The 21,385-nt window shown below is 53.3% G+C and carries 17 protein-coding genes; 2 read left to right on the top strand and 15 right to left on the bottom strand.

Annotated features, from left to right (window positions below; all coding sequences use genetic code 11):
• Positions 1–23 precede the first annotated feature (23 nt).
• The 5 genes from A8990_RS03700 to A8990_RS03680 all read right to left on the bottom strand — a co-directional run bounded on the left by A8990_RS03700 (position 24) and on the right by A8990_RS03680 (position 6,050).
• The gene (locus A8990_RS03700) at positions 24–806 is read right to left on the bottom strand and encodes a sugar phosphate isomerase/epimerase family protein (protein ID WP_181909379.1); all 783 of its coding nucleotides are present in this window, start codon (positions 804–806) and stop codon (positions 24–26) included.
• Positions 807–833: 27 nt separating this feature from the next.
• On the bottom strand, positions 834–2,813 hold the full coding sequence (locus tag A8990_RS03695; RefSeq protein ID WP_116187679.1) for an alpha-galactosidase: 1,980 nt from the start codon (positions 2,811–2,813) through the stop codon (positions 834–836).
• 94 nt (positions 2,814–2,907) lie between these two features.
• Positions 2,908–4,209 (bottom strand): ABC transporter substrate-binding protein, encoded by a 1,302-nt coding sequence (locus tag A8990_RS03690; RefSeq protein ID WP_116187678.1) that lies wholly within the window; start codon positions 4,207–4,209, stop codon positions 2,908–2,910.
• Between the two features lie 39 nt (positions 4,210–4,248).
• On the bottom strand, positions 4,249–5,139 hold the full coding sequence (locus A8990_RS03685; protein WP_245995829.1) for a carbohydrate ABC transporter permease: 891 nt from the start codon (positions 5,137–5,139) through the stop codon (positions 4,249–4,251).
• Positions 5,136–6,050, bottom strand: a complete 915-nt coding sequence (locus tag A8990_RS03680; RefSeq protein ID WP_116187677.1) for a carbohydrate ABC transporter permease — start codon at positions 6,048–6,050, stop codon at positions 5,136–5,138. The genes A8990_RS03685 and A8990_RS03680 overlap by 4 nt, the downstream gene beginning before the upstream one ends.
• A 1,034-nt stretch (positions 6,051–7,084) precedes the next feature.
• Between A8990_RS03680 and A8990_RS03675 the strand changes: the two genes are divergently transcribed.
• Positions 7,085–7,279 carry a cysteine-rich CWC family protein gene (locus A8990_RS03675; RefSeq protein ID WP_245995828.1) on the top strand — a complete coding sequence of 65 codons (195 nt, stop codon included), beginning with the start codon at positions 7,085–7,087 and terminating at the stop codon, positions 7,277–7,279.
• 43 nt (positions 7,280–7,322) lie between these two features.
• Here the strand turns inward: A8990_RS03675 and A8990_RS03670 are convergent, their stop codons facing one another.
• From A8990_RS03670 to A8990_RS03645, 6 genes are all read right to left on the bottom strand, one after another.
• Positions 7,323–8,150 (bottom strand): phytanoyl-CoA dioxygenase family protein, encoded by an 828-nt coding sequence (locus A8990_RS03670; protein ID WP_181909378.1) that lies wholly within the window; start codon positions 8,148–8,150, stop codon positions 7,323–7,325.
• A gap of 380 nt (positions 8,151–8,530) precedes the next feature.
• Positions 8,531–10,825, bottom strand: coding sequence for a 5-methyltetrahydropteroyltriglutamate--homocysteine S-methyltransferase (metE, locus tag A8990_RS03665; RefSeq protein ID WP_116187675.1), 2,295 nt, complete (start codon positions 10,823–10,825; stop codon positions 8,531–8,533).
• Positions 10,826–10,981: 156 nt separating this feature from the next.
• Complete coding sequence (locus A8990_RS03660; protein WP_116187674.1) at positions 10,982–11,890, bottom strand: LysR family transcriptional regulator; 909 nt, start codon at positions 11,888–11,890, stop codon at positions 10,982–10,984.
• Positions 11,891–12,019: 129 nt separating this feature from the next.
• Positions 12,020–13,696 carry a DUF4091 domain-containing protein gene (locus A8990_RS03655; RefSeq protein ID WP_116187673.1) on the bottom strand — a complete coding sequence of 559 codons (1,677 nt, stop codon included), beginning with the start codon at positions 13,694–13,696 and terminating at the stop codon, positions 12,020–12,022.
• Entirely contained in the window at positions 13,683–14,255 is a 573-nt protein-coding gene (locus A8990_RS03650) for an RNA 2'-phosphotransferase (RefSeq protein WP_116187672.1), read from the bottom strand. The genes A8990_RS03655 and A8990_RS03650 overlap by 14 nt, the downstream gene beginning before the upstream one ends.
• 145 nt (positions 14,256–14,400) lie before the next feature.
• Complete coding sequence (locus tag A8990_RS03645; RefSeq protein WP_116187671.1) at positions 14,401–15,372, bottom strand: aldo/keto reductase; 972 nt, start codon at positions 15,370–15,372, stop codon at positions 14,401–14,403.
• Positions 15,373–15,591: 219 nt separating this feature from the next.
• Here A8990_RS03645 and A8990_RS03640 point away from each other — a divergent pair, with 219 nt between their 5' ends.
• Positions 15,592–17,055, top strand: coding sequence for a stalk domain-containing protein (locus tag A8990_RS03640; RefSeq protein WP_116187670.1), 1,464 nt, complete (start codon positions 15,592–15,594; stop codon positions 17,053–17,055).
• A gap of 57 nt (positions 17,056–17,112) precedes the next feature.
• Here the strand turns inward: A8990_RS03640 and A8990_RS03635 are convergent, their stop codons facing one another.
• The 4 genes from A8990_RS03635 to A8990_RS03620 all read right to left on the bottom strand — a co-directional run bounded on the left by A8990_RS03635 (position 17,113) and on the right by A8990_RS03620 (position 21,339).
• Positions 17,113–18,183: a Gfo/Idh/MocA family protein gene (locus tag A8990_RS03635; protein WP_116187669.1), complete on the bottom strand. Its 1,071-nt coding sequence runs from the start codon at positions 18,181–18,183 to the stop codon at positions 17,113–17,115.
• Positions 18,184–18,315: 132 nt separating this feature from the next.
• Complete coding sequence (locus tag A8990_RS32430; RefSeq protein WP_116187668.1) at positions 18,316–18,693, bottom strand: methyl-accepting chemotaxis protein; 378 nt, start codon at positions 18,691–18,693, stop codon at positions 18,316–18,318.
• Positions 18,680–19,903, bottom strand: a complete 1,224-nt coding sequence (locus A8990_RS03625) for a methyl-accepting chemotaxis protein (protein WP_116187667.1) — start codon at positions 19,901–19,903, stop codon at positions 18,680–18,682. The genes A8990_RS32430 and A8990_RS03625 overlap by 14 nt, the downstream gene beginning before the upstream one ends.
• Before the next feature lie 176 nt (positions 19,904–20,079).
• Positions 20,080–21,339 (bottom strand): ATP-binding protein, encoded by a 1,260-nt coding sequence (locus tag A8990_RS03620; RefSeq protein WP_116187666.1) that lies wholly within the window; start codon positions 21,337–21,339, stop codon positions 20,080–20,082.
• Positions 21,340–21,385: the final 46 nt, after the last annotated feature.

The following is a 21,385-nucleotide window of genomic DNA, read 5'->3' as shown; positions in this document are numbered from 1 at the left end:
GCAGCTTAGGAGCGCCTTCCGAACTAGAGAATCAACTTGCGCATGTAGTCAATCGTGAATTGAACGCCGCGGTCGCCAAGCTCGCCCTGCCACACATGGGAGTGCGGCTCGATCGAGAGTCCGCCTTCATAGCCTTTGCCGTACAGCACAGCCATGAAAGTGCCCCAATCCGTCTGGTCCATGCCAGCCGGCGGATCGTCGAAGCGCTCGCCGTCGATGATGACCGAGCCTTTGATATGAACATGGCGGAACTTACCGCCCCAATCACGCGCTTCCTTCAAATAATCGCGGCCCGCGTAACGGGAGTGCGACGGATCGTACTTGATGCCGAGCTGCGGCAGATGGCCGTGAATGATCCGCCAAGCGCCATCGTTATCGACGAAGTTGTTCCAGCTGCAGTTGTATGTAGAGACGGCTACGCCTTTGGACGCGCCGTACTCAAGCACTGCACTCAAGAATTCGATCGCCAGCTTCACATTGTCGAAGTAGGACAGCTCTTCTACGTAGTTAATGCCGCACACGAAGTTCGGGCAGCCAAGCTCGGCAGCCGCGTCGATCAGCTTGCGCGATTTCTCCAATTCTTCCGCGTTCACGCCTTGCGCGTTGATGCGCTCGGAGCCCCAGCGGCCGATGGAAGCGACGCCCACGCCGGACTTCTCGCTTGCTTGCTTCAGTTCGGGAACGCTCGCCGCGAATGCTTCGACGTCCTTCTCCACATTGATGCAGAACTCGAGAAACTGTAACCCTTTCGCCTGCGCTTCATAGAAACGCTCCGCTAACGCGTCAGCAATAATTCCTAATTTCATTACCAAGACCTCCATCTGAATAGTAGTCTACGAGAGCATCTTCAACCTTATAAGTGCAGAGTCTTCCACATCTAAGCTATCAAAAATAATGCCGTCTTTCAATAAGACACTGCCAGCAATCTCCACTACTTTCTGCTCGTCGCCAGACAGCCATGTCAGCTCATACACTGCCTCTGCATCCAGTGCCTGCAGCCTAATCGCACGCGACGCTTCGCCGCCAGGTAAGCGAAAGACAAAGACCAAATCCGCATCCCCGCTTGGCATGCTGTACTGGAAAGCCGACCAACGGTCGCCTGTGCCGCCGCGCCCTGGCTGCCCGGTCAAACGGTACAGATCCGCCTCCAGCACAAAAGGCTTCACATCCGACTTATAAACATCTACGTGATGGGCAAGCCGCGCCTTCATCCATTCCGGCATTTCCGGCAGCTTCTGCGAAATGCCGAAGCCGCGCAGCATCGCGATGCGCGTATAGTAGTCGAACTGATGCGGCTTCACGCTGCTGTCGGCCGCCTTAAACTGCTGAAACGGATTGTCTCCGCACCACTCCGAATAGCTCCAATGCAAGCAGACGTCCGGCGCCAGCATCGTCGTCGCGCCCCAGAACGCCTGCAAGCTGTGTTCCGGATAGTCCGGATCGCTGAGGAACGTCGTATGCGTCTTCTGCATGATACCGAGGTCGATACGCAGACCGCCCGAAGAACAGTTCTCGAGAATAACTTCCGGATGCTTCTCGCGAATGTCCCGCAGCACACGGTAATAGCCGTTATAGTGCTCGAACAGTCCGTCGCCAGCGCCATGCCCGTGATCGGTGCAATTGCAGCCTGCCTGCGGATCGAGGTTGAAGTCGAGCTTAATCCACTGGCTGTTGTAGCCCGTTATCAGCCCATCCAGCATATCGAACGCCCACTGACGTACCTCGGGATTGCCAAAACAAAGATATCCGAGTGATTCACCATCTCTGCGCGCTACGTAAGTGGGGTTCTTCTCCGACAAAGCCGCGGATTTGCCTACCGCCTCGATTTCGCACCATAATCCGAACTTCAAGCCGAGGCCGTGCACATGGTCCGACACGGCGCGAATGCCGCTCGGGAACCGCTTCTCGTTCACCATCGCCCAATCGCCGCGCATCTCATACCACTCCGACGCTTCCTCAGAAGGTCCGAACCAGCCGGCATCGAGCGTGCAGATATCGAGTCCGAGCTTGGCTGCCTCATCCGCATTCGCTCGGAATACGTCTTCATTAATCGCTTTATCCTCGTAGCTCCACCAATGATTCCATTCCATCGGCATCGAGCGGGAGAACTCATTATGCGGATACCAATATTTCCTGCCGACTCTGGCAAAAGCAATCGACGTGCTGTTCAAATCCCCGCCGCTGCCTGAAGCGATGGCAACATGAACGCTCTCCATCGCCTCTCCCGGAGCGAGCGTCTTCGAAAACTCCCAATCGCTTAATCCGCCGTTCACCTCATAACCGCCATCACCATCGTTGTACTCGCAGCGCAGCTGCCAGTTCCCCGACCACATCGGCGACATCGTCAGCACTTCGCCAGCCTGTCCGAAGAGTGACATCCACGGGTGCATTCCTTTGGACGAACGGCCGAAACGCGTTTCCAGTAGGACAGATTCTCCGGCAAGAGGCTCAACGACCGGCTCAAACTCCGTGCCCCAATCGCTCGTATAATGCATTAGTTTCCATTCGCCAGTCGGGAGTTTCAGCGAGAACGAATCAATGCGTCCGATTGTTACCGGCTCAGCACCATCATTTCGAATCGTCACCCAACGCTCTACAAGTGTCGTGTCTGTATAGCGAACCTGATGGCTCTCAATGACAATCGATGCCGGCACGTAGTGGAAAGTAGCTGTCGAATGCTTCATCCCAGCATCAATCGTACGCTCCTCTGTCCGATCAAGGGCGATCCCTTGTGATGTGTTGTCCACGCCAACACCATTGATACATACAGCGAAATTATAGCTCTCGATCAAGCTGAGCAAATCCACTTCCATTCCTCCTCTGCAAACCTAACCTAGCATTCATTCGCTAGAAGCAAGGGCCGCGCTTTAAAGCAGAAATCCCACTTTACCGCGCAGCCCTTAAATGCTATTTCTTCGAAATGATCTCGTTTACCTGCTCATCCATTTTCTTCAGCGCGTCGTCCACCGAAATTTTGTTGGCGAAGATTTGGTCTGTAATCGGCGAGATCGCTTTATCTTGCGCTTCACGCCATTTCAGGTGGTACAGGTCGCCGATATTCCCGTATTTCATCCAATCGAAGCGAGCCGTTTGGTAGCCGGCCGGAGCCCATGCAGGCGTCTCCACCTTCGCGAGTGCGCTCTTATTCACCGGAATCCACGATTGCTGCTTCGCGAGCGTTTCCTGGTTATCGGTCATCGTCCACTTTATGAATTCCCATGCTTGATCCGGGTGCTTCGACTTCTCCGTCATCGCATAACCGCCAACCCAGTATGGAACGACTCGCTTATCATCCCACTTCGGCATTGGGGCTAGATCCCACTTCAGATCCTTCTTGTCCTTCAGGTTGCCGAGATCCCAGTCGCCGCCGACGTACATCGCGATCTTGCCTGTCAGGAAGTCGCCGCCGAGCGCGCTGGATTGCGCTGCATCCGGAGCTACGTGATACTTGTAGATCAAGTCTTGCAAGTATTGAAGGGCGTTCTTCGTTTCAGGCGTGTTGAACGTCAGCTTCTCCGGATCGTGAATGTTCGGAGCGAGCGCGCCGCCCTGCTCTTGGCTCAGCGCCATCCAGCCCCACCATGCGCCAAGCGACATCGTCGTGCCGAACTGCGTTGTTTTGCCGTCCTTCGTAATCGTCAGCTTCTTCGCTGCTTCCAGGTAGTCGTTCCAGTTCCAATTCTCGCTTGGATACGCGACGCCTGCTTTGTCGAACAAATCTTTATTATAGTAGAGCACGAGCGTTTGATAGTTTTCAGGCGCGACGTACATGTTGCTGCCGTCAAACTTGAACGGCTCGAACAGTTTCTCGTCGTAGTCGCTCATCTTCAGATCGCGGTCGAAGTAAGGCTGCAGGTTCTTCATAAGCCCCTTCTTGTACCATGCATACGCCGGCACGTCCCAGTAGAACAGGTCTACAGGGGAATTCGACGCCAGAGACATCTCGATCTTCTTGAACGTTTCGTCCCATGGGAGCAGCGTCATTTTGACCTGAATGTTCGGGTGTGAATCGTTAAATCGTTTCACTTTATCTTTCTCTTCATTATCGAGCGCAGGGCCGTTCGACCAGCGGATGAAGTTAAGCTCCACCTTCTCGTCCTTGCTCGCGCTGCCGCCATTATCTGAAGAACTGCTGCCGCATCCATACAATATAGAGGATAATGCCATGGTCGAAGCTAACGCCAATGCTGCTTTGCCCTTTTTAAACATACCCAATCCCTCTTTTCTGTATATTACGTTTTATGGTGGTTAACCTTTAACGCCGGTGAAAACCATTCCCTTGACGAAGATGCGCTGGCAAAGGAAGTACAGAGTTACGCATGGTGCGATCGCATACAGCGAAGCGGCCATGAGCAGGTGAAGATCCGGTGCGCTGCGTGCAGAGCCTTGGAAGTAAGAGAGCGCTAGAGCCAGCGTGCGCTTATCCTCGTCCGTCAAATAAATAAGCGGTGTCATAAAATCATTCCAAGTGCCCATGAAGGTGAACACGCCGACCGTTACGAGCACAGGCTTGCTGAGCGGAACCATGATTTTAGCCCAGATGCCGTACGTGGTACAGCCGTCGATCCGCGCGGAATCTTCAAGCTCGTACGGGATGCCCATGAAGAACTGGCGCATCATGAAGATGTAGAACGCCGTACCGAACCAGGCCGGAATGATGAGCGGTTTGAACGTGTTGACCCAGCCGAGCTTGTTGAAGAACAGGTAGATCGGCACCATCGTAACGGCGCTTGGCAGCATCATCGTTGCGAGCAGCACCATGAATATCAGGTTGCGACCCGGCGCTTGCAGCCTTGAGAAGCCGTAAGCGGAGAAGGAGCACGAGAAGAGCGTCCCTGCCATAACGAGTACGACGATGATGATCGAGTTCCACGTATAATGCGCGAATGGGAAGGTCGTGAATGCTTCCTTGTAGTTGTGCCATTGCGGCGGCGATGGAATCCACTGCGGCGGGAAGACGTACACGTCCGCCTTCTTCTTGAGCGAAGTGGAGATCATCCATGCAAAAGGAACGAGGATAACGATGGAGCCCAGGACTAGCAGTACATAGCTGAACACTTTGGACAGCAGCTCCGACTGGCTCCTCGACATCTGTCTGCGAACAGGCGCTTCGCTTCTTGTAGCCGTACTCGTATTCATTTTGCGCTCCTCCTATTCCCTTCGTAGAAGACCCACATCGGTGATGATTTAAAGACGATCAGCGTAAACGCGAGAATGATGAGGAACAGCACCCAAGCGAGTGCGGACGCGTAGCCCATGTTCAGGTAGTCGAAGGCGTTGCGGTACAGGTACAGCACGCTGAACAATGTCGCGTTGTTCGGGCCGCCTGCCGTCATGATGAAGCCTTCCGTAAACACCTGCAGCGCGCCGATAATGCCCGTGATGAGGTTGAAGAATATAACTGGCGACAGCATCGGAATCGTAATATGGCGGAACTGCTTGCGCTTGTTCGCACCGTCTATCTCTGCCGCTTCGTATAGATCCGTCGGGATTCCTTGCAAACCGGCGAGGTAGACAAGCATGCTGCCACCTACGCCCCATAGCCCCATGATGATGATTGGCGGGAGAGCCCAGTTCTCTTCGATGAACCATTTTGGCCCTTCGAAGCCGATCAGGCCGATCGCCCAGTTGATGAGACCGAAATCCGGGTTGAAAATCCACTTCCACAGCAGCGCTACCGCTACCCCCGACATAACGGCCGGCAAGTAGAAAATCGTGCGGAAGACGAAAATCCCTTTAATATTCTTGTTCAACAGTAAGGCGAGCAGCAAGGAAACGACTAAGTTGAGCGGAACACTGACGACGGAATACGTGAGCGTCACCTTCAGCGATTGCCAGAACAGCGAATCGTGGAACAGCTCGATGTAGTTGTCCAGACCGACCCATTTCGGCGAGCTCAAGATGTCATACTCCGTAAAGCTGAAGTAAGCGGATGCTGCGATGGGACCGAGCATAAAGAACAAGAGGCCGAGAATCGCAGGGCTCATAAAGACGTAACCGTCCAAAGCTTCGCGTCTAGACCTCGTCCACCACTTTTTCTTCGTATTCATACGCTTTTCACCCCCAGGTAAGATACAAGCTGACTGCTAACTTGATGCTTCCAAAACGTTTCGGATAATACATATAACAGGCTCCTCTTCGGACGGCTTCGCAGCCTAGGAAGAAAGTTCGGATTGCAGGATGATGGATGAATTGATTGGTTCCGCAGCAGTTGGCTGCTTGCTCTGCGAATGATAGCTGATGCGATGATCGCGTTGATAGCCGAAAATTGAGAGCGTTTGCGAAACTGTGCGAGAGAGACTCTCGAGTGTTGCTTGACCGCTGTTTGAGTGCTGTTTGAGCGCTGGCAGAACGTCTCTAGATCACGGATCGCGCATCGTTTCACCGATTCGCCTAAGAGGTTAAGTAACCTCACGATACAGTAATTCGGTTGTTTCGGGTCATTCCGGGTCATTTCGGGTCATTTCGGGTCTTTCCGGGTCTTTCCGGGTCATTCCGGGCCGCTTCGGGAAGGCCGCTAGACGAAGTAATCGCTGCGGAATCACCTTTAGTCGAAACGTTTCGGCGGCTTTATGAACCTCAGTATAGGCGATCATGAATGCGTTTGCAATAGAATATTGTAAAAAATATATTGTTAACAATATAAAAGTGTGGATTGACTTGGGTTGGAAAATCAGCTTGTTATGGTCTTGCGTTGGGCAAGCGGCGTTGAGTGGTCTATAGTGGATTTCTCCACTATAGACGGGGCTTTTTCGCTGATTTGGCTGGCTATATGGGATAAATCCACTGATTTTTCCGTGAAAAGGCTCATTGAAACATTTTCTCGCCAAAATGAGTGGATATTTCCACTATAGCGTCTCAAAACCGCCGAAATCCCGCTAAATGAGTGGATTTTTCCACTATAGGCAAATGGGCCACGTCTATGAAGGGTACTGGCTACCCCTCAAACTTATGCCCCATGTTGCCGCTATAGCTCCCAGAGTAGCTCCCCCTTCCCTCCCCAAGATACAGATCCCCCACGTTTAAGAATGCGTGTATACTTTTAGTACAGCATTACTAGATTGGAAATTAGGAGGGGAGCAACTTGAGCGAGCTTGAACCGATTTATGTAGATGCGTCGGAGTGTACGCTCTGCCAGCAAGCGAACCGGTGCGAAGGGAATGCATCATGCTGGTGCTACAAGGAAAAGTTTCCGAAGGAGCTCATCGATCTCGTGCCGAAGGATTTGAAGGGGAAGGCGTGCATTTGCCAGAAGTGCTTGCATGCTTTTAACAAATAAAAAAAGGCTCTACCATTCGGTAAAGCCTCCTGTCTGTCTCAACTTAGGATTCGATAACAGGAACGCCGATTCGCTCATTGCGAACGAGACGTTTCGTCCGTTCCGTGAACGCGTCGTAGGTTTCCTGCGGAATTTGGATGTCGCCCGGCCGGTGAATGGCCGCTGCGAGCGAGTAAATCATCGCAATATTCGTTCTCGGCTGATCGGAGCCGTTCGGCGTACCTCGGTGCCACATCCGATCGTCGCGGATCATGATGGAGCCTGCTGGCATGACCGCTTTGAACGAGTGCATATGCTCTGCTAAGACGGATTTGTCGTGCGCGTTCGAGCTGTACCATTTGTCCGGATGTAAATGCGTGCCGCCTGGCCATACTTCCATCGGACCGTTCTCAAGCGTGACATCGACGAGCGGATAGTTGACAATCAAGTTCGTAATCGGCAAATTCGCTTCGCACTGGTCGCCGAATCTTGCGCCCATATCGGCGTGAACCTTTTGCGGCTTCGTGCCTTTCGGCATCGAGGTGTTAGAAGCAAAATATGTAAGCAGGCAATCAGAGCCCAGAATCTGCTCGACAATTGGAAGCACGAACGGATTCGCGATAATCGATTCCTCGCAGAACGGTTTCTCGAACGGCAAATAGAGACCGATGTGGTTCGTTCCGTCATGGAAGCCTTCTTCAAGAGTGAAGTTATTCTTGGTCATAAAGTTCGCCAGCTTGTCGCTCATATGGCAGTTCAGCTGATCCACTTGCGTTCTCGGCAATACTTCTTCGAACAGCACATACCCATTAATGCGAATGAGCTGCACAGCCAGCTCGGTGGTTTCCGGCTTCAGCTTGCCGGATGCCAACTCTTCTGCACTTAATCTCACGAGATCCCATCCCATCCAATTTCAGTCATTAGTTTGCCAGACTTTTAAAATATCAAATAACGATAGATGTGAAAAGAGGTGCGAGAGAAAATTATGCCGGCAGATTATGTCAACTTACCTCCTCCTCACACAGCCTAAGACAAGTCTTCTCGCATCGATCCACGACCAGCACGCCTACACTAACCGCCCCCTCCACCTTCCACTCTCAACTCGGCTAGGCCCGTTAGCCGTGTAAGCTGGCGAGGCGAGACGGTTGTGAGAGAAGCCAAGGTGCCGAGCGAACGCAATAGTAACCAGCTGCAGTTTCTTAGCATTACCGCACAGCGCTGCACAAAAAAACCACATGCCGGTGAAAATCCCCCGGCATGTGGCCCAATTCCCTACTGCTTCACAGCAGCCGCGCCATACTTCGCTCTCGCTTGCACCGTCGCTTCGATCATGTTGCGCAGCGCGGCAATCGTTTCTTCCGCCTTGCGCGTCTTGAGGCCGCAGTCGGGGTTGATCCAGAACTGCTCCGGCGCAAGCACGCGCAGCGCCCGGTCGATCATGCCGCTCATCTCGTCCACCGTTGGCACGCGCGGACTGTGGATGTCGTACACGCCAAGGCCGATGCCTTTGTCGTACGTGCGTTCCTCGAAGCTCGAGATCAGTTCGCCGTGGCTGCGCGACGTCTCGATCGAGATAACGTCGGCGTCGAGCGCATGAATCGCCTCCATAATTTCGCCGAACTCGCTGTAGCACATATGCGTGTGAATCTGCGTCACGTCTTGCACCGTCGACGTTGCGAGACGGAATGCGCGCACAGCCCAGTTCAAGTACACCGGCCAGTTCTCGCGTTTCAAAGGCAGCCCCTCACGAATCGCCGGCTCATCGACTTGGATCATGCCGATGCCAGCCGCTTCGAGCGCTTCGACTTCCTTGCGAATCGCCAGCGCGATCTGGTACGCGACTTCCTCACGGGACAGGTCATCCCGCACGAACGACCAGTTCAGAATCGTAATCGGCCCCGTCAGCATCCCTTTCACAGGCTTCCCGGTCAACGACTGCGCATACACCGTCTCCTGCACCGTCATCTGCGCCGTGAACGCCACATCGCCGTAGATAATCGGCGGCTTCACGCAGCGCGAGCCATACGATTGCACCCATCCTCCTGCCGTGAAAGCGAACCCTGCCAGCTTCTCGCCGAAGAATTCCACCATGTCCGTACGCTCGAACTCGCCATGCACGAATACATCTAGCCCCAGCTTCGTCTGGATCTCGATCCACGACTGAATCTCAGCCTGAATGAACTGCTCGTACCGCTCGGCGCTCCATTCGCCTTTGCGCCACTTGAACCTCGCGCTGCGCACCTCCGGCGTCTGCGGGAAGCTGCCGATCGTCGTCGTCGGCAAGAGCGGCAGCTGCCAGCGCTGCTGCTGCTTCGCCAGCCGCTCCGCGAACGCGCTCGGCCTTGCGAACTGTTCCGGCCCCAAAGCTGAAACGCCCGCAGCCCCACTAGCCGCGCCGCCGCGAATGCGGCCAAGCTCTTCCCGATTCCACACCGAGGCGACGCACTCTTCGGTAATCGACTCGATGCCGTGCTTCGCCCCTCGCACGAGCAGCGCCAGCTCCTCGAGTTTCTCATTCGCGAACGCGAGCGCGCCGCGCAGCGCCGGGTCAAGCGCCGCTTCCCGCTCCGCGCTGACGGGCACATGCAGCAAGCTGTTCGACGGCTGAACGATCAGCCGCTCATCCGAGACAACCTGACGCAGACGTCCCAGCAGATCGAATCGCTCATGCAGATCCACCCGCCAAATGCCGCGCCCGTCAATAATCCCCGCACCCAGCACCTTGTCTGCAGGGAAGCCATGCGCCTCCAAAGCCTGCAAATTCCGACCGCCGCCATCGTGAACGAAGTCCAGCCCAATGCCGTCGACCGGCAGCTTCACAACCTCCGCATAATGATCGACCGCCTCAAAATACGTCTGCACCAAGATCCGAATCCCCGGCGCCAATCTTCCCAGCTCCGCGTAAATGCGTGCAATATGCACAAGGTCATCCGCCTCAAGCGTCGTCGATAGAATCGGTTCATCGATCTGCACCCAAGCCGCGCCTTCCTCGGCAAGCTCGCGAAGCACCTGCCCGTACAACGGGAGCAGCGCGTCGATCCAACCTGGCAGCTCCTCTGGCGTGTAGCCTTTGGACAGCTTCAAGAACGTATACAAACCAACGAGTACCGGCCGGCCCTTAATGCCGAGCTCCTGATTGCCTTCACGGTAGGCATCGACGAGGCGATTCCGCGTCAGCTTCGGCGTAAGTCCTTTGAGCTCAGGCACGATGTAGTGGTAGTTGGTGTTGAACCATTTGGTCATCTCGCATGCAGCAGCACCCTTGTTCCCGCGCGCCATCGCGAAGTAGAGCGGCAGATCCACATTAACTCCATCCCAGCCGAACCGCTGAGGAACGAGTCCGAACATAACCGCTGTATCAAGGATGTGATCGTAGTACGTGAAATCACCGACCGGTATCACATCAATGCCATAGGACTGCTGCACCTTCAAGTTGCCCAGTCGAATCTCGCGCAGTTCTGCGTGAAGCTCACTTTCGGTAATGCCGCCTGCCCAATATTTCTCCAATGCTTTCTTCCATTCCCGGTTCGCACCGATGCGGGGATATCCCAAACTTGCGCTTAACATGCCGCTCTCTCTCCTCTCAAACTCTCGTAACAAGTTGATAAGGAAAAGATACCACGCCGCACCAGCTATCAAGTAACGCCTAAAACCTATCCTCTGATATAGCCAAAAACTATAACCATGTCAGCACCGGTCCTGCCATATCGCGCCAGCACCCACTCACCTCGCATCAGCTACCGCAGCCTTCAATGCCTCCACGTACTCCAGCGCCAGCTTCGACAAAGCCGCATTGCGATGGCAAATCCAGCCGACCTGCAGCGTCTCTTCGCTCTCCAGCGGAACCGGAATAATCTCATTCCCGTTCAAGTCCGCGCTCAGCACGCCCGTCGAAATCGTGTACCCGTTCAAGCCGATCAACAGGTTGAACAACGTCGCGCGATCGTTGACACGAATGCTCTTCGGATGCTCGCGCGTGCTCAAGATTTCTTCCGCAAAATGGAACGAGTTATACTCCCCCTGCTCAAAGTGCAAATACGGGTAGTCCTTCAACTGCTCCAGCGACACCGACTTCTGCTTCGCCAGCGGGTTGTAGATGCTCACGAACACATGCGCCTTCGCAGTAAACAAGCTCGTAAATATCAGATTCGCATCCCGCAGCAATCGGCTCATAACCGCCCGGTTGAACTCATTTACGTACAAGATGCCAATCTCGCTGCGCTGTGTGCGGACATCCTCAATAATCTCATGCGTCTTCGTCTCTCGCAGCGCGAACTCGTACTCCGCTTGGCCGTATTCCTTTACAAGGTTTACGAACGCGTTCACTGCGAATGCATAGTGCTGTGTCGATACGGCAAAATGCTGCGGCGCCGGCTTCGCGTTCTTATACCGACTCTCCAGTAAATCCGCCTGCTCCACCACTTGGCGGGCGTAGCCGAGGAAGTCCGCGCCTGCTTTGGAGAGCGAGATGCCTTTGTTCGTCCGCTCGAATATCGTAATCTGGATCTCGGCCTCGAGCTCCTTGATCGCGTTCGATAGACTCGGCTGCGAGATAAACAGCCGCTTCGCCGCCTCATTAATCGAGCCGCGATTCGCGACTTCAATGATGTATCTCAGTTGCTGCAACGTCACAAGATCATCCTCCTGCCGCCGAATATTTTGCTACAAGTGTACACCTGATCGCGCGCGCTCAGCAACATGGCAAAGCCCCTGCACGTCACCATCATGTGCAAGGGCTCCAGTTATCCTATCCTGTTCTATTTATTTCGCCACTGCCGCCCGAATTTGCTCATTTACCCACTCGCGCTTCGCGAGCAGCCACTCTGCCTCACGCGGATATTGGCTGAACGTAATTGGTTGATCGAGCCCATCCTCCAAGCCAGCCAGTACATATTCTCTGCCATACAACTGCTCCATCAGCTGCAGCGCACGCAGATCTTGAAGCGCCTCATAGAACACCTCAAGCCGGATCGACTCCACAGGCGCATCCTCGCCCGGGTAGACCAAGAACGCATCGCCGGAGACAAAAGCATAATTCGCATCCGTGTTCCGATACGGATCAATGGGTCTGGTCGAATATTGCGCATACCAGAAATTATAGCCCCAGTGGAGAAAACCCTCGATTTGGAACTTGTAGAGCTGGATGCCGAGTATCCGGTTGCGCGCGGAAGGCATGGCGAAGAACCGGTTCGACACTTCTTTGTACTGGCCGCAGCAGTAGTACGTCCACAGCCCCTCGACCCCATTTTCAAGAAACGGCTCAATGTGATTGTTCGCCGGAATCGGCTTCTTCACGAGCCCCTTCTCATAGAACGCATAGTCCGAGAGCGCATCAATAACCGGGAACTCTTGCAAAATCTCGCTCACCATGCCGCTCGCGCTGCTATACGATTCCATATGATCAAGCGACGGTTCGTCGGAGACGTGGAAGTAGCAGCTTTGCTGCAGGTTGTTCTGCTTGATCCACGCCACGAGCTCAGACAGGAACTGTGCGATGAACGCGCGGTACGCCTCGCCTGACGCATCCGTATCCCAGCCGAAAATCTGCTTCTCTTGCCCATCTGCCGTGGTCGCGATAATCTTCGGCGCATGCTTCGCTCCCCACTGCGTGAACAGATGCGAGATTTCGAAGTACTCGACGCCTTGCCTTTTGCACAATTCCACCCAACGTCCAAGCTTATCGAACCCGAATTTGTACGTGCCGTCTCCGAGCACTTCGACCTCAACCAGCTGTACCGTCGGACGTTCGCCCCCTACCGCCGTATCGAGCGGAGGCGTAAATACAGGAGTCAGTATCATATTGATGCCATGCTTCGTCGCGGTCTGAATAAACTTCTCGATAAGCTCCCAATGCTTTTCGCTGAAAGCCGGAATTCCGTAATGTGTCGATATACAGTCGGTGTGGAACCATTCCGTATGCACCAGCGTCTGCTTCGGCAGCGACGCAGGCAGTACATCCAGCGCGAACGAAGCTGATCCCAACTGTTCTCCCCGTCCTGTCTCGAATGTCAGTTCAATGGAATGGCTGCCGATCACTTGCTCCTGCAGCTGCTTCAAATCCACAGTCACCCAGATTGCACGCCACTGATTCGGGAATGCTGTAAGGCCTTCATTGGCATCGATCTCGAAGAGAGGGTCCGGGAACAGCCCTGGCGTCGCGCGCAAAACATGCTCATCATGATCCCCGTAGACAGGCAGCTCCGAAGGAACGAGGCCTACTGATCGTATGGAGACTGCTTCATCACTCAGCTCGGATTTAACGCTGACATGAATGCCTTTCATCAGATGCTTCGAACGATATGCAACCTGGAAGGCAAACGTTTCATTCGCAAGTGCAGTCGCTCGCTCATGCGCCTGTGCGCCGAGCTCCTCATCGGAGAACACTTTGGCTAATGAGCTGATCATGCGGAGTTCAAATGCTGGATTAGAAGCTGTCATATTCGTTCAGGCTGCCCCTTTCATCAATCGAAATATAGTTTGGGGAAATGGCGTCCGCGAGCCAGATGTTATGATTGCCATGATAGAATGGAACACCTTCCGCGCTTGCTCGTGCTGCATCAATCTTGAGAAGAACCGGCTTCGCATCTCTGCGTTTGCCTACCGTTAACGCTGTTTCTTGGTCCTCAGAGCAATGGACGTATTGTCTGTTCATCGGCTTCAAGCCTTGCTTCACAATGTGTTCAAGCGTATGTCTCGCCGTCCCATGATACAGGGTTGCAGGGGGATTGCCGGCTGTCTTGTTGATTTTGTCAGGCACGGAATGGCCATAGAACGCGCGGATGCGTCCGTTTGAAATTTCAAACCGCTTCTTCTCCGCTGCCGCCAGCATACGCTCAAAATCCTGCCCCAGTAGCGACTCCCACTTGGAATCTGCCCGCAGTGCATGAAGCAGCTGATCGACGCTTACCCAGCCCTCATCGTCCATCTCCAGCTCATACTCCCACGGAGCATGCCGAAGCGCGTAAGAAACTTCCTTGCTTAATTTTGCATAATCCATATGAATCTAGAAACTCCTTTTGACGAAAATCCACGGATAGAAATCGCTTCCAAATTCATCATAGCACTCCAATCTCTGGTTGTGTATAACAAAAAAGACTGTCCGAAAGGACAGTCTCCCTGGCTCCAAGCTGCTCGCGAAACGATTAGCGCAGCGCTTCTCTAATGAATGCAACGTCTTCCTGCGTGAGCGGCTTGCCCGCTCCGGCTGCATTTGATTCCACTTGGCGTGCGTTCTTGAATCCCGGAATGACGCATGCGTTCGGGGATTGCGCCAGTGCGAACTGGAGCATGATGCGGATCAAATCTTGCGTATCTGCGCCGAAACGCGCTTTGATCGGCTGGAGTTTGCTGCGCAGCTGCAGCAGGCCTTCTCTCGTGAAGCCGCTGTTCTCCGCGCGAATGTCGCCTTCGCCGAATTGCGGCGGATTCTCCGGGTCGAACTTATCGAGCAGCAGCCCTTGCGCGAGCGGCCCGAACAGCACCATGCCGACGTTGTTCTCGTCCGCCCACTGGAAGAGATTCGTCTCTGGCTTGTCGAATTCATTGCCGAACGCGTTGTAATGGAATTGCAGCACGTCCGGACGCGTAACCGGAGCGACGCGCATGAGATCCTTGTAGCTGTAGCCGGATTGGCCAATGACGCGTACCTTGCCCTCCTGCTGCAGCTGGCGCATCATGTCCGCCGCTTCTTCTAAATAAAGGTCATCCGGACCGAAGTTTGTATTATGGAAGTAGTGCAGATCCAAGTAATCCGTGCCCAGATTCATCAGCGACTGCTCCAGCTGGTGACGGATATGGATCGGCTGCATCGCATTCGGCGATGTGCCCCGGAACCAGCCGACCTTGGAGGCGATCACGACTTGATCGCGCGGAACTTCCTTCAGAAACCTGCCGATTACCCGCTCCGAGTGGCCGTCGCCATATACGTCTGCCGTATCCAGATGGTTAATCCCCAGTTCAAAAGCACGCCGCAGACCGGCGATCGATTCCTCGTCATTATTGCCGGACCAGCCGACCGGATTGCCATCCCGCCAGGACGGACCGCCGATTGCCCAACAGCCCAAGCTTATTTCGCTAACCTTCAATCCAGAACGGCCAAGTACGCGATACTCCATCCCTATCACCCTTTCGAATCTATCTAGATCGAATCATACGTGAAAGCGCTAGCTTTGAGAAGTACGCACTTTGACTGTAGCTGGTAAACTTGAGGTTAGTGAGGCGATTGCTCAGATGGCGATTCCACGATTCCGACAAATCGTTATTGCCAGCAGGCCTGCCTTTCGAGATAATAGCTTCTAGTAATATTTGTAATTTAATAGAGAGGGGTACACATCATGAAGTGGTTCATCTGCATTTGTCTCTTGCTAATGCTCGCAGCCCCGGCTTCCGCAGCCGCAGCTGATAAACAGCAGCAAGGACTCACGCTCACGATCGACGGAACAGCCATTAGCGCAAGTCCCATTATCCAAAATAACAACGTCTATCTTCCGCTTCGGGCCGCAATGGAGCACTTTGGAGCAACGGTGAGCTTCTCCGGCCAGCACATCGTTATTCACCGTTCCGGCATCGAGCTTAGCATGGAGCTGGGCCAATCGGTTGTTACCATAAACGGAGAGCGTGTGACGGTTACTACTCCTCCGATACTCGTTAAAGGGATCACTTTCGTACCGATTCGATTCATCGCCAATGCTTTTGGCTACGATGTGCTGTATCAGCCCTCAGCCCATCAAGTGCTGCTTCGTACACCAGGTGAACAAGCTGTCTTATACGGGTATGCGGTAGATTTGGACGGTGCCGCGGTTAAGGACGGGTATGTGAAACTGGTGAATACCGACTCCGGCGAGACGTTGGAAGCAACGCTGCGGAACGCCTTTTACCGCATTAGCGTAGCATTAGGCAGCTATAAATTCGTCAGCTACCTCCCTAGTGCGGGAGACCTGGAACAGAAGGTCGCCCAAGTAGAGCCATTGCAGGTGAAAGCAGGGCAGACCGTATTTACGAAGCTATCTCCTTCGCAGAGCGGATTGAAGGTTACACTCCATGATCCTAATGGAGTGCCGATCGCGAGGGCCAGTGCTACTTTCTACACTTCGCACGGCTCGGTGTCCGTAACTATTCGAGGCGGGATCGGCTATCTTGATTTCTACGAGCAAGGCTCGTATATCTTCAACTACCTGACCATAGAGTCAGGTGTTTACGATAACTATGATATTTATCATCCGTTCACGATTAGCGAGGACGGGACGGTCTCTTCGCTCGATCTTATCGCGCATCGGCCTAACGTGACAGGTCAAGTCGCAAGCGAGTCCAAAGAAATCTACGGCAATTTCAGCGGGTGTTCGATTGGCGAGAATGGCGAGCAGGAGAGCTGCTTTGTAGAGGGCGCCCCAGGCGGAGCTTATTCGTTCTACTTGCCGGATGGACAGTACCAGTGGTCTTCCTATTATGACTCCACCACTCGGCAGCAATTTATCATTGACCGGAATTTCACGATCAGCAGCGACCAATTGCAGACTGATTTGACTTGGACGAAGCCTGTAGTCAATATTCATGGCACGGCGAGCAGCAATGAAGGCGGTCCTCTCACCGGCGGTTACATTAATTTCTACGGAAACAACCAAGAGTACTCGGCTTGGGTCTTAGATGGAAAGTTTGATTGCTACTTGCCCGATGGGACTTACAGTGTGCGTTATGATCAATTTTTCGATACCGGCTTCAGTGTGAAATATTCACAATCCGTTACAGTGATGGACGGGAAGCTGAGCATTGCGCCCGACTTCCAGTTCTATCTCTCGTAGTCGATGCAAAAGAGCCAATCTACCGATGGTAGGTTGGCTCCTTCTTTGCTACAATTTCTATTTCCACCAAGGCTGCGTCTCCGTCTGCACAGGCGCGCCGGTGCGAAGCGACTCGTTCATCATCAGACTGATGTAATGGTCCTGCGACGCTTCCGCCAAGCTGTAGAAGCTCGGTCCGCCAGCCGCATATTCGTCCATCTTCGCGAGGCAGGTTGCAATGGCAATCTCATCGTCACTGAGCCTTCCCGGCACGAACGGATTGCGGTATACCCACTCCTCGCCCGCCAAAATCCCTTTATGGTAATAGCCCTCCAGATTGCCGTCTTCTCCGGCATTCAACCGGCGCAGCTCCAGCTCAACCGGCGTTAGATAGTCTTTCAAATACCGAACTTCCCGGTTGTTGATCTCGCCGAGTTCGCCCCGCACCAATACGCGTGGGGAACGAATCCACGAGAAATACTGATCGCCTGTAAAATCATACATCGCCAGCTTCCCTTCAAAATCGAGCGAAGCGATCATTTGCTCCGATTGTGTCTGCTCATCGCGATCCGGATCGCCATTTCTGCCCGGCCCTTTCACGATTGGCGATGCGAATCGGTACGCCTGAATCCGCACGTTCTCGGACGTGACGCTGAGCAGCTTGCGCAGCAGGCTGATGCCGTGATAGCCGTGCGCGACCGAGACTTGCGCCTGCATCACTGTGCCAAGCTTGCCCGACCCGGCAATGGCGATACGCGCCGCATGGATCGGCTGGAACGCGTATTGCTCCGCCACCTGAATGCGGGCGCTGCCAAGCTTCTCGTTCAGCTGGATCAGCGCGTCCAAGTCCGGTGCCGGAGGCGTCTCCGATAGCACCGGCATTTCATAGCTGACCAGCTCCTCCATCACGCCCGGGTTCGCAGCCCACGGTACGCTCGTCACGACAAAAGCCGGCTTGCCTTCCTCGACCAGCGAGGCGACGCTTCGATAAACCGGCACCTGCCACTCCTCGGTCAGCTTCCTCGCCTTCTCCTCATTCCGCACGACAACGCCGCTTACTTCGAAGCGCTCCGGCAATGCTTTTGCAATACGCAGATAGAAATCCGTCCGCCAGCCGCTCCCTACAATACCAAACCGAATTCGACTCATCGCTTTCCCCTCCTTATACGAGCTTCCTGCCGTCACGTCCGCCGCCGCTGCCGCTGTACGCCACGCCTGGATTCCAATCTGGAAGGTTTCAGCTCCTTTATCTATGAGAAGCCGAAACCTTGCAATTACAATTTAAATATCTTCACAGAGCTGTGCAGCTGATTCGCCAGATGAGCCAGCGATTGCGAGGTGGCCGCCGTCTGTTCCGCGGATGCCGCAGATCACCCCGTCCGATACCAGCCGAATGCTCTTATCGGTATTGGTTTGCATGATGCGAACGATTTGGGATATTTCTTTGGAAGCTTGACTGCTGCGTTCCGCGAGCTTGCGTACTTCTTCGGCAACTACGGCGAAGCCGCGGCCTTGTTCCCCTGCTCTTGCCGCTTCGATCGCAGCATTCAATGCAAGCAAATTCGTCTGCTCGGACAATCCTTCAATGACATCAATAATCTCGCCTATTCGCTGCGAGTCCGACTCCAGCAAGCTCATCTGATAACTAATTTGATCCATGCCCAGAATAGAATCGCTGACGATCTCCCCGCCATGCGTTCGCGAGTTCCACGGACTCCTTGACCAGCGCCGAAGCTTCGCCGGCTTTATTGGCTACCGACTGGATCGAAACGGTAAGCGATTGGAACAGATCGGCCATTCTTTGCGAAGACTCCGCTTGATAGCTGTTTCCTTGCGCAATCTCGTCCGTCGCAAGCGATATTTGCTCGACCGACCCGGCGACATTCTCCGTTGTATGTATGACGTCCCCAATAAGGGAGCGCAAATTATCGATCATTCCGTTGAGGGATTCCGACAGCTGACTGACTTCATCCTGATTACGCGTAGCCAGCTTCTGGACGGTGAAGTCTCCCGCTGCCGCCCTGCGCATGGAAGCTGAGATAAGAAGCAGCGGCTTGAGCACATACGAACCGATCAAATAAGCAATCAGAATTATAAATAAACAAGATACCAGAATAATGACGATTGAATTGCGAATGGCTGCATTTTGCTGCTGCAGCACTTCTTTGGCCGGAGCAGCGATAATCAGGTGCCAGCCGATGTCTCCTACACTCGTATAAGCAGCTTGAGTCGAAGTCCCGTCCGCAAGTGCGTATTCGGCATTGCCTGTCGCACCTTGGTTGATCTGGTTCTTCAGCATATTCGCGGAACGGATATAAGAATCCATATTTTTCCCGATTAGCTTCTTGTCTCGGTGAATGAGAATGGTACCGTCCCGGCCAACCAAGAAGCCGTAGCCGCTCTCCCCGTAATGGATATTCTCAATAAGGCCAATGATTTGGGAGGGATCGAGAACAGCTTGAATTTCACCTGCAATATCCCCATCTGTCTTCAAAATCGGTATATCGATAATGATAATCGGCTTTCCGGTATTCTCCTGCGTGATGATATCGGAAACGGCGGTCTTCTTGGACGCCTTCACTTGTTTAATGTTGTTGAAAGCGGAGCCGTCCATCGTAACTCCGTCTGTTTGCTGGATGAAACCATCCGGGTTTACGAAAGAAAAGAGTTCAATATCGTCGAAGCTTGATTTCAACTCCTTCAATACCGGCAGAATCTGCCCGGCTTGGCTTTGCTGGAATTCAGGATGCGCTTGAATCGTATTGTCAACCAGACTGATCTTCTGATTTATAAATTGCTGAATGGCGTTGCTGTGCGCTTGAACGAGCTGCAATTGATTATGATCCCGTTCCGTCCGAAGGGTCTGCATGGATCGCTCGGTTAAGGGTTATCAATTATAGATTATCTCTATAATTATATGAAATGAGGTCTATCAACGTATAATACATAAAGAGTTATATAACATATACTAAAATCTATCAATTCAACAAAAAAAACAGGCCGAAGTTCGCTTCGCCTGCTTCACTATTTCTTGAATCGCTTTCGCTACGCACTATCCTCAATCGGGAACGAAATCTCGAACAAACTCCCCTTATTCACTTCGCTCTCCACATGGATCGTCCCGTTCATCGCCCGAATGATGCTGAATGCGACCATCGTGCCGAGACCTGTTCCCTTCTCCTTCGTGGAGTAATAAGGCGTGCCGAGCCGGCCAATCTGATCCTCGGTCATGCCGCAGCCCGTATCCTGTATGCGGATGACGACGGCTCCCTTTCTCATAACCACGGTGAGATCGACTTTCCCATTGGACGAGGCTTCGATACAGTTCTTGACGAGATTGATGAGACTTTGGCGGAACTGCTGGCTGTCGCCGAGAATCGGCTGATTGGAGTCAACATCAATCGTAAGCGCCACTTGCTGCATGTTGGCATATGGCGTCAATACACTCACTACCTGCTGCAGCTCCGTGGACAGATCGAGCGGCGTCATTTTGGCAATTTGCGGCTTGGCAAAGGTGAGATAATCGCTAATGATATTAATCGCCGTAGTCAGCTCATGCAGCGCAACATCGGTCAAGTTCGCACGCTTATCCGCCGGAAGCTCCTTCTCCTTGAACAATTGCAATAAACCTTTCACTGTCGTGAGCGGGTTACGAATTTCGTGCGATACACTAGCTGCAATCTGGCTAATGACCCTCATCTTCTCGATCTCTTGCAGCTCCATCCGAATTCGAATGTGATTGCAAAACAGCTCGACGAGATAGACGGTTACCCAGATGGCGGAGAATTCAATAACTTTGAATATCGTAAGACGCAGCGTATCTCTCAGTTCGATATAGTGCAGACTAACCCACGTCACTTGCAGCGAGACTGGAAATAATACAGCAGATCCGATAAGTGCGACAAATAGTTTTTTGCGGTTATTCAATCGGACTTTCTTCATAATGAGGATCAGACTGAGGTAAGTAATAGCAGCCGATAAAACCGAAAAATATGTACCATCATTGATGCCGATCATGCAGCGGTAGGCAGCCAGAATAGCAAGAAGCGCGCCTCCAACCCAAGGACCGCCGTACAATACACCGAGCACTAGCGGAATAAGTCTGAAATCCAGCCGGTATCGTGATTCATAATCATAAGGAAAGGTCATGCACAGGACCAAGGTTATCCCTAAGAATAGAAGTAGTACGAGCTTCTGCATCTTGCCAGCTTTCTCGCCATACTTCGTCCAGAATACGAAATAAAGAATGGATGGAATGCAAATAAACATAAAGTTGCCCATGATGCTCTGCAAAATTTGCGCCAATTGAGTTCTCCACCCTCGCGGAAATGATTACCCAACTATTCGCCCC

This window comes from Paenibacillus taihuensis, from assembly GCF_003386535.1.
In the GTDB taxonomy this organism is placed as follows: Bacteria; Bacillota; Bacilli; order Paenibacillales; family Paenibacillaceae; genus Paenibacillus_Z; species Paenibacillus_Z taihuensis.
The sequence above is the reverse complement of the archived record's forward strand: the minus strand, read 5'-3'. Positions and strand labels throughout refer to the sequence as shown.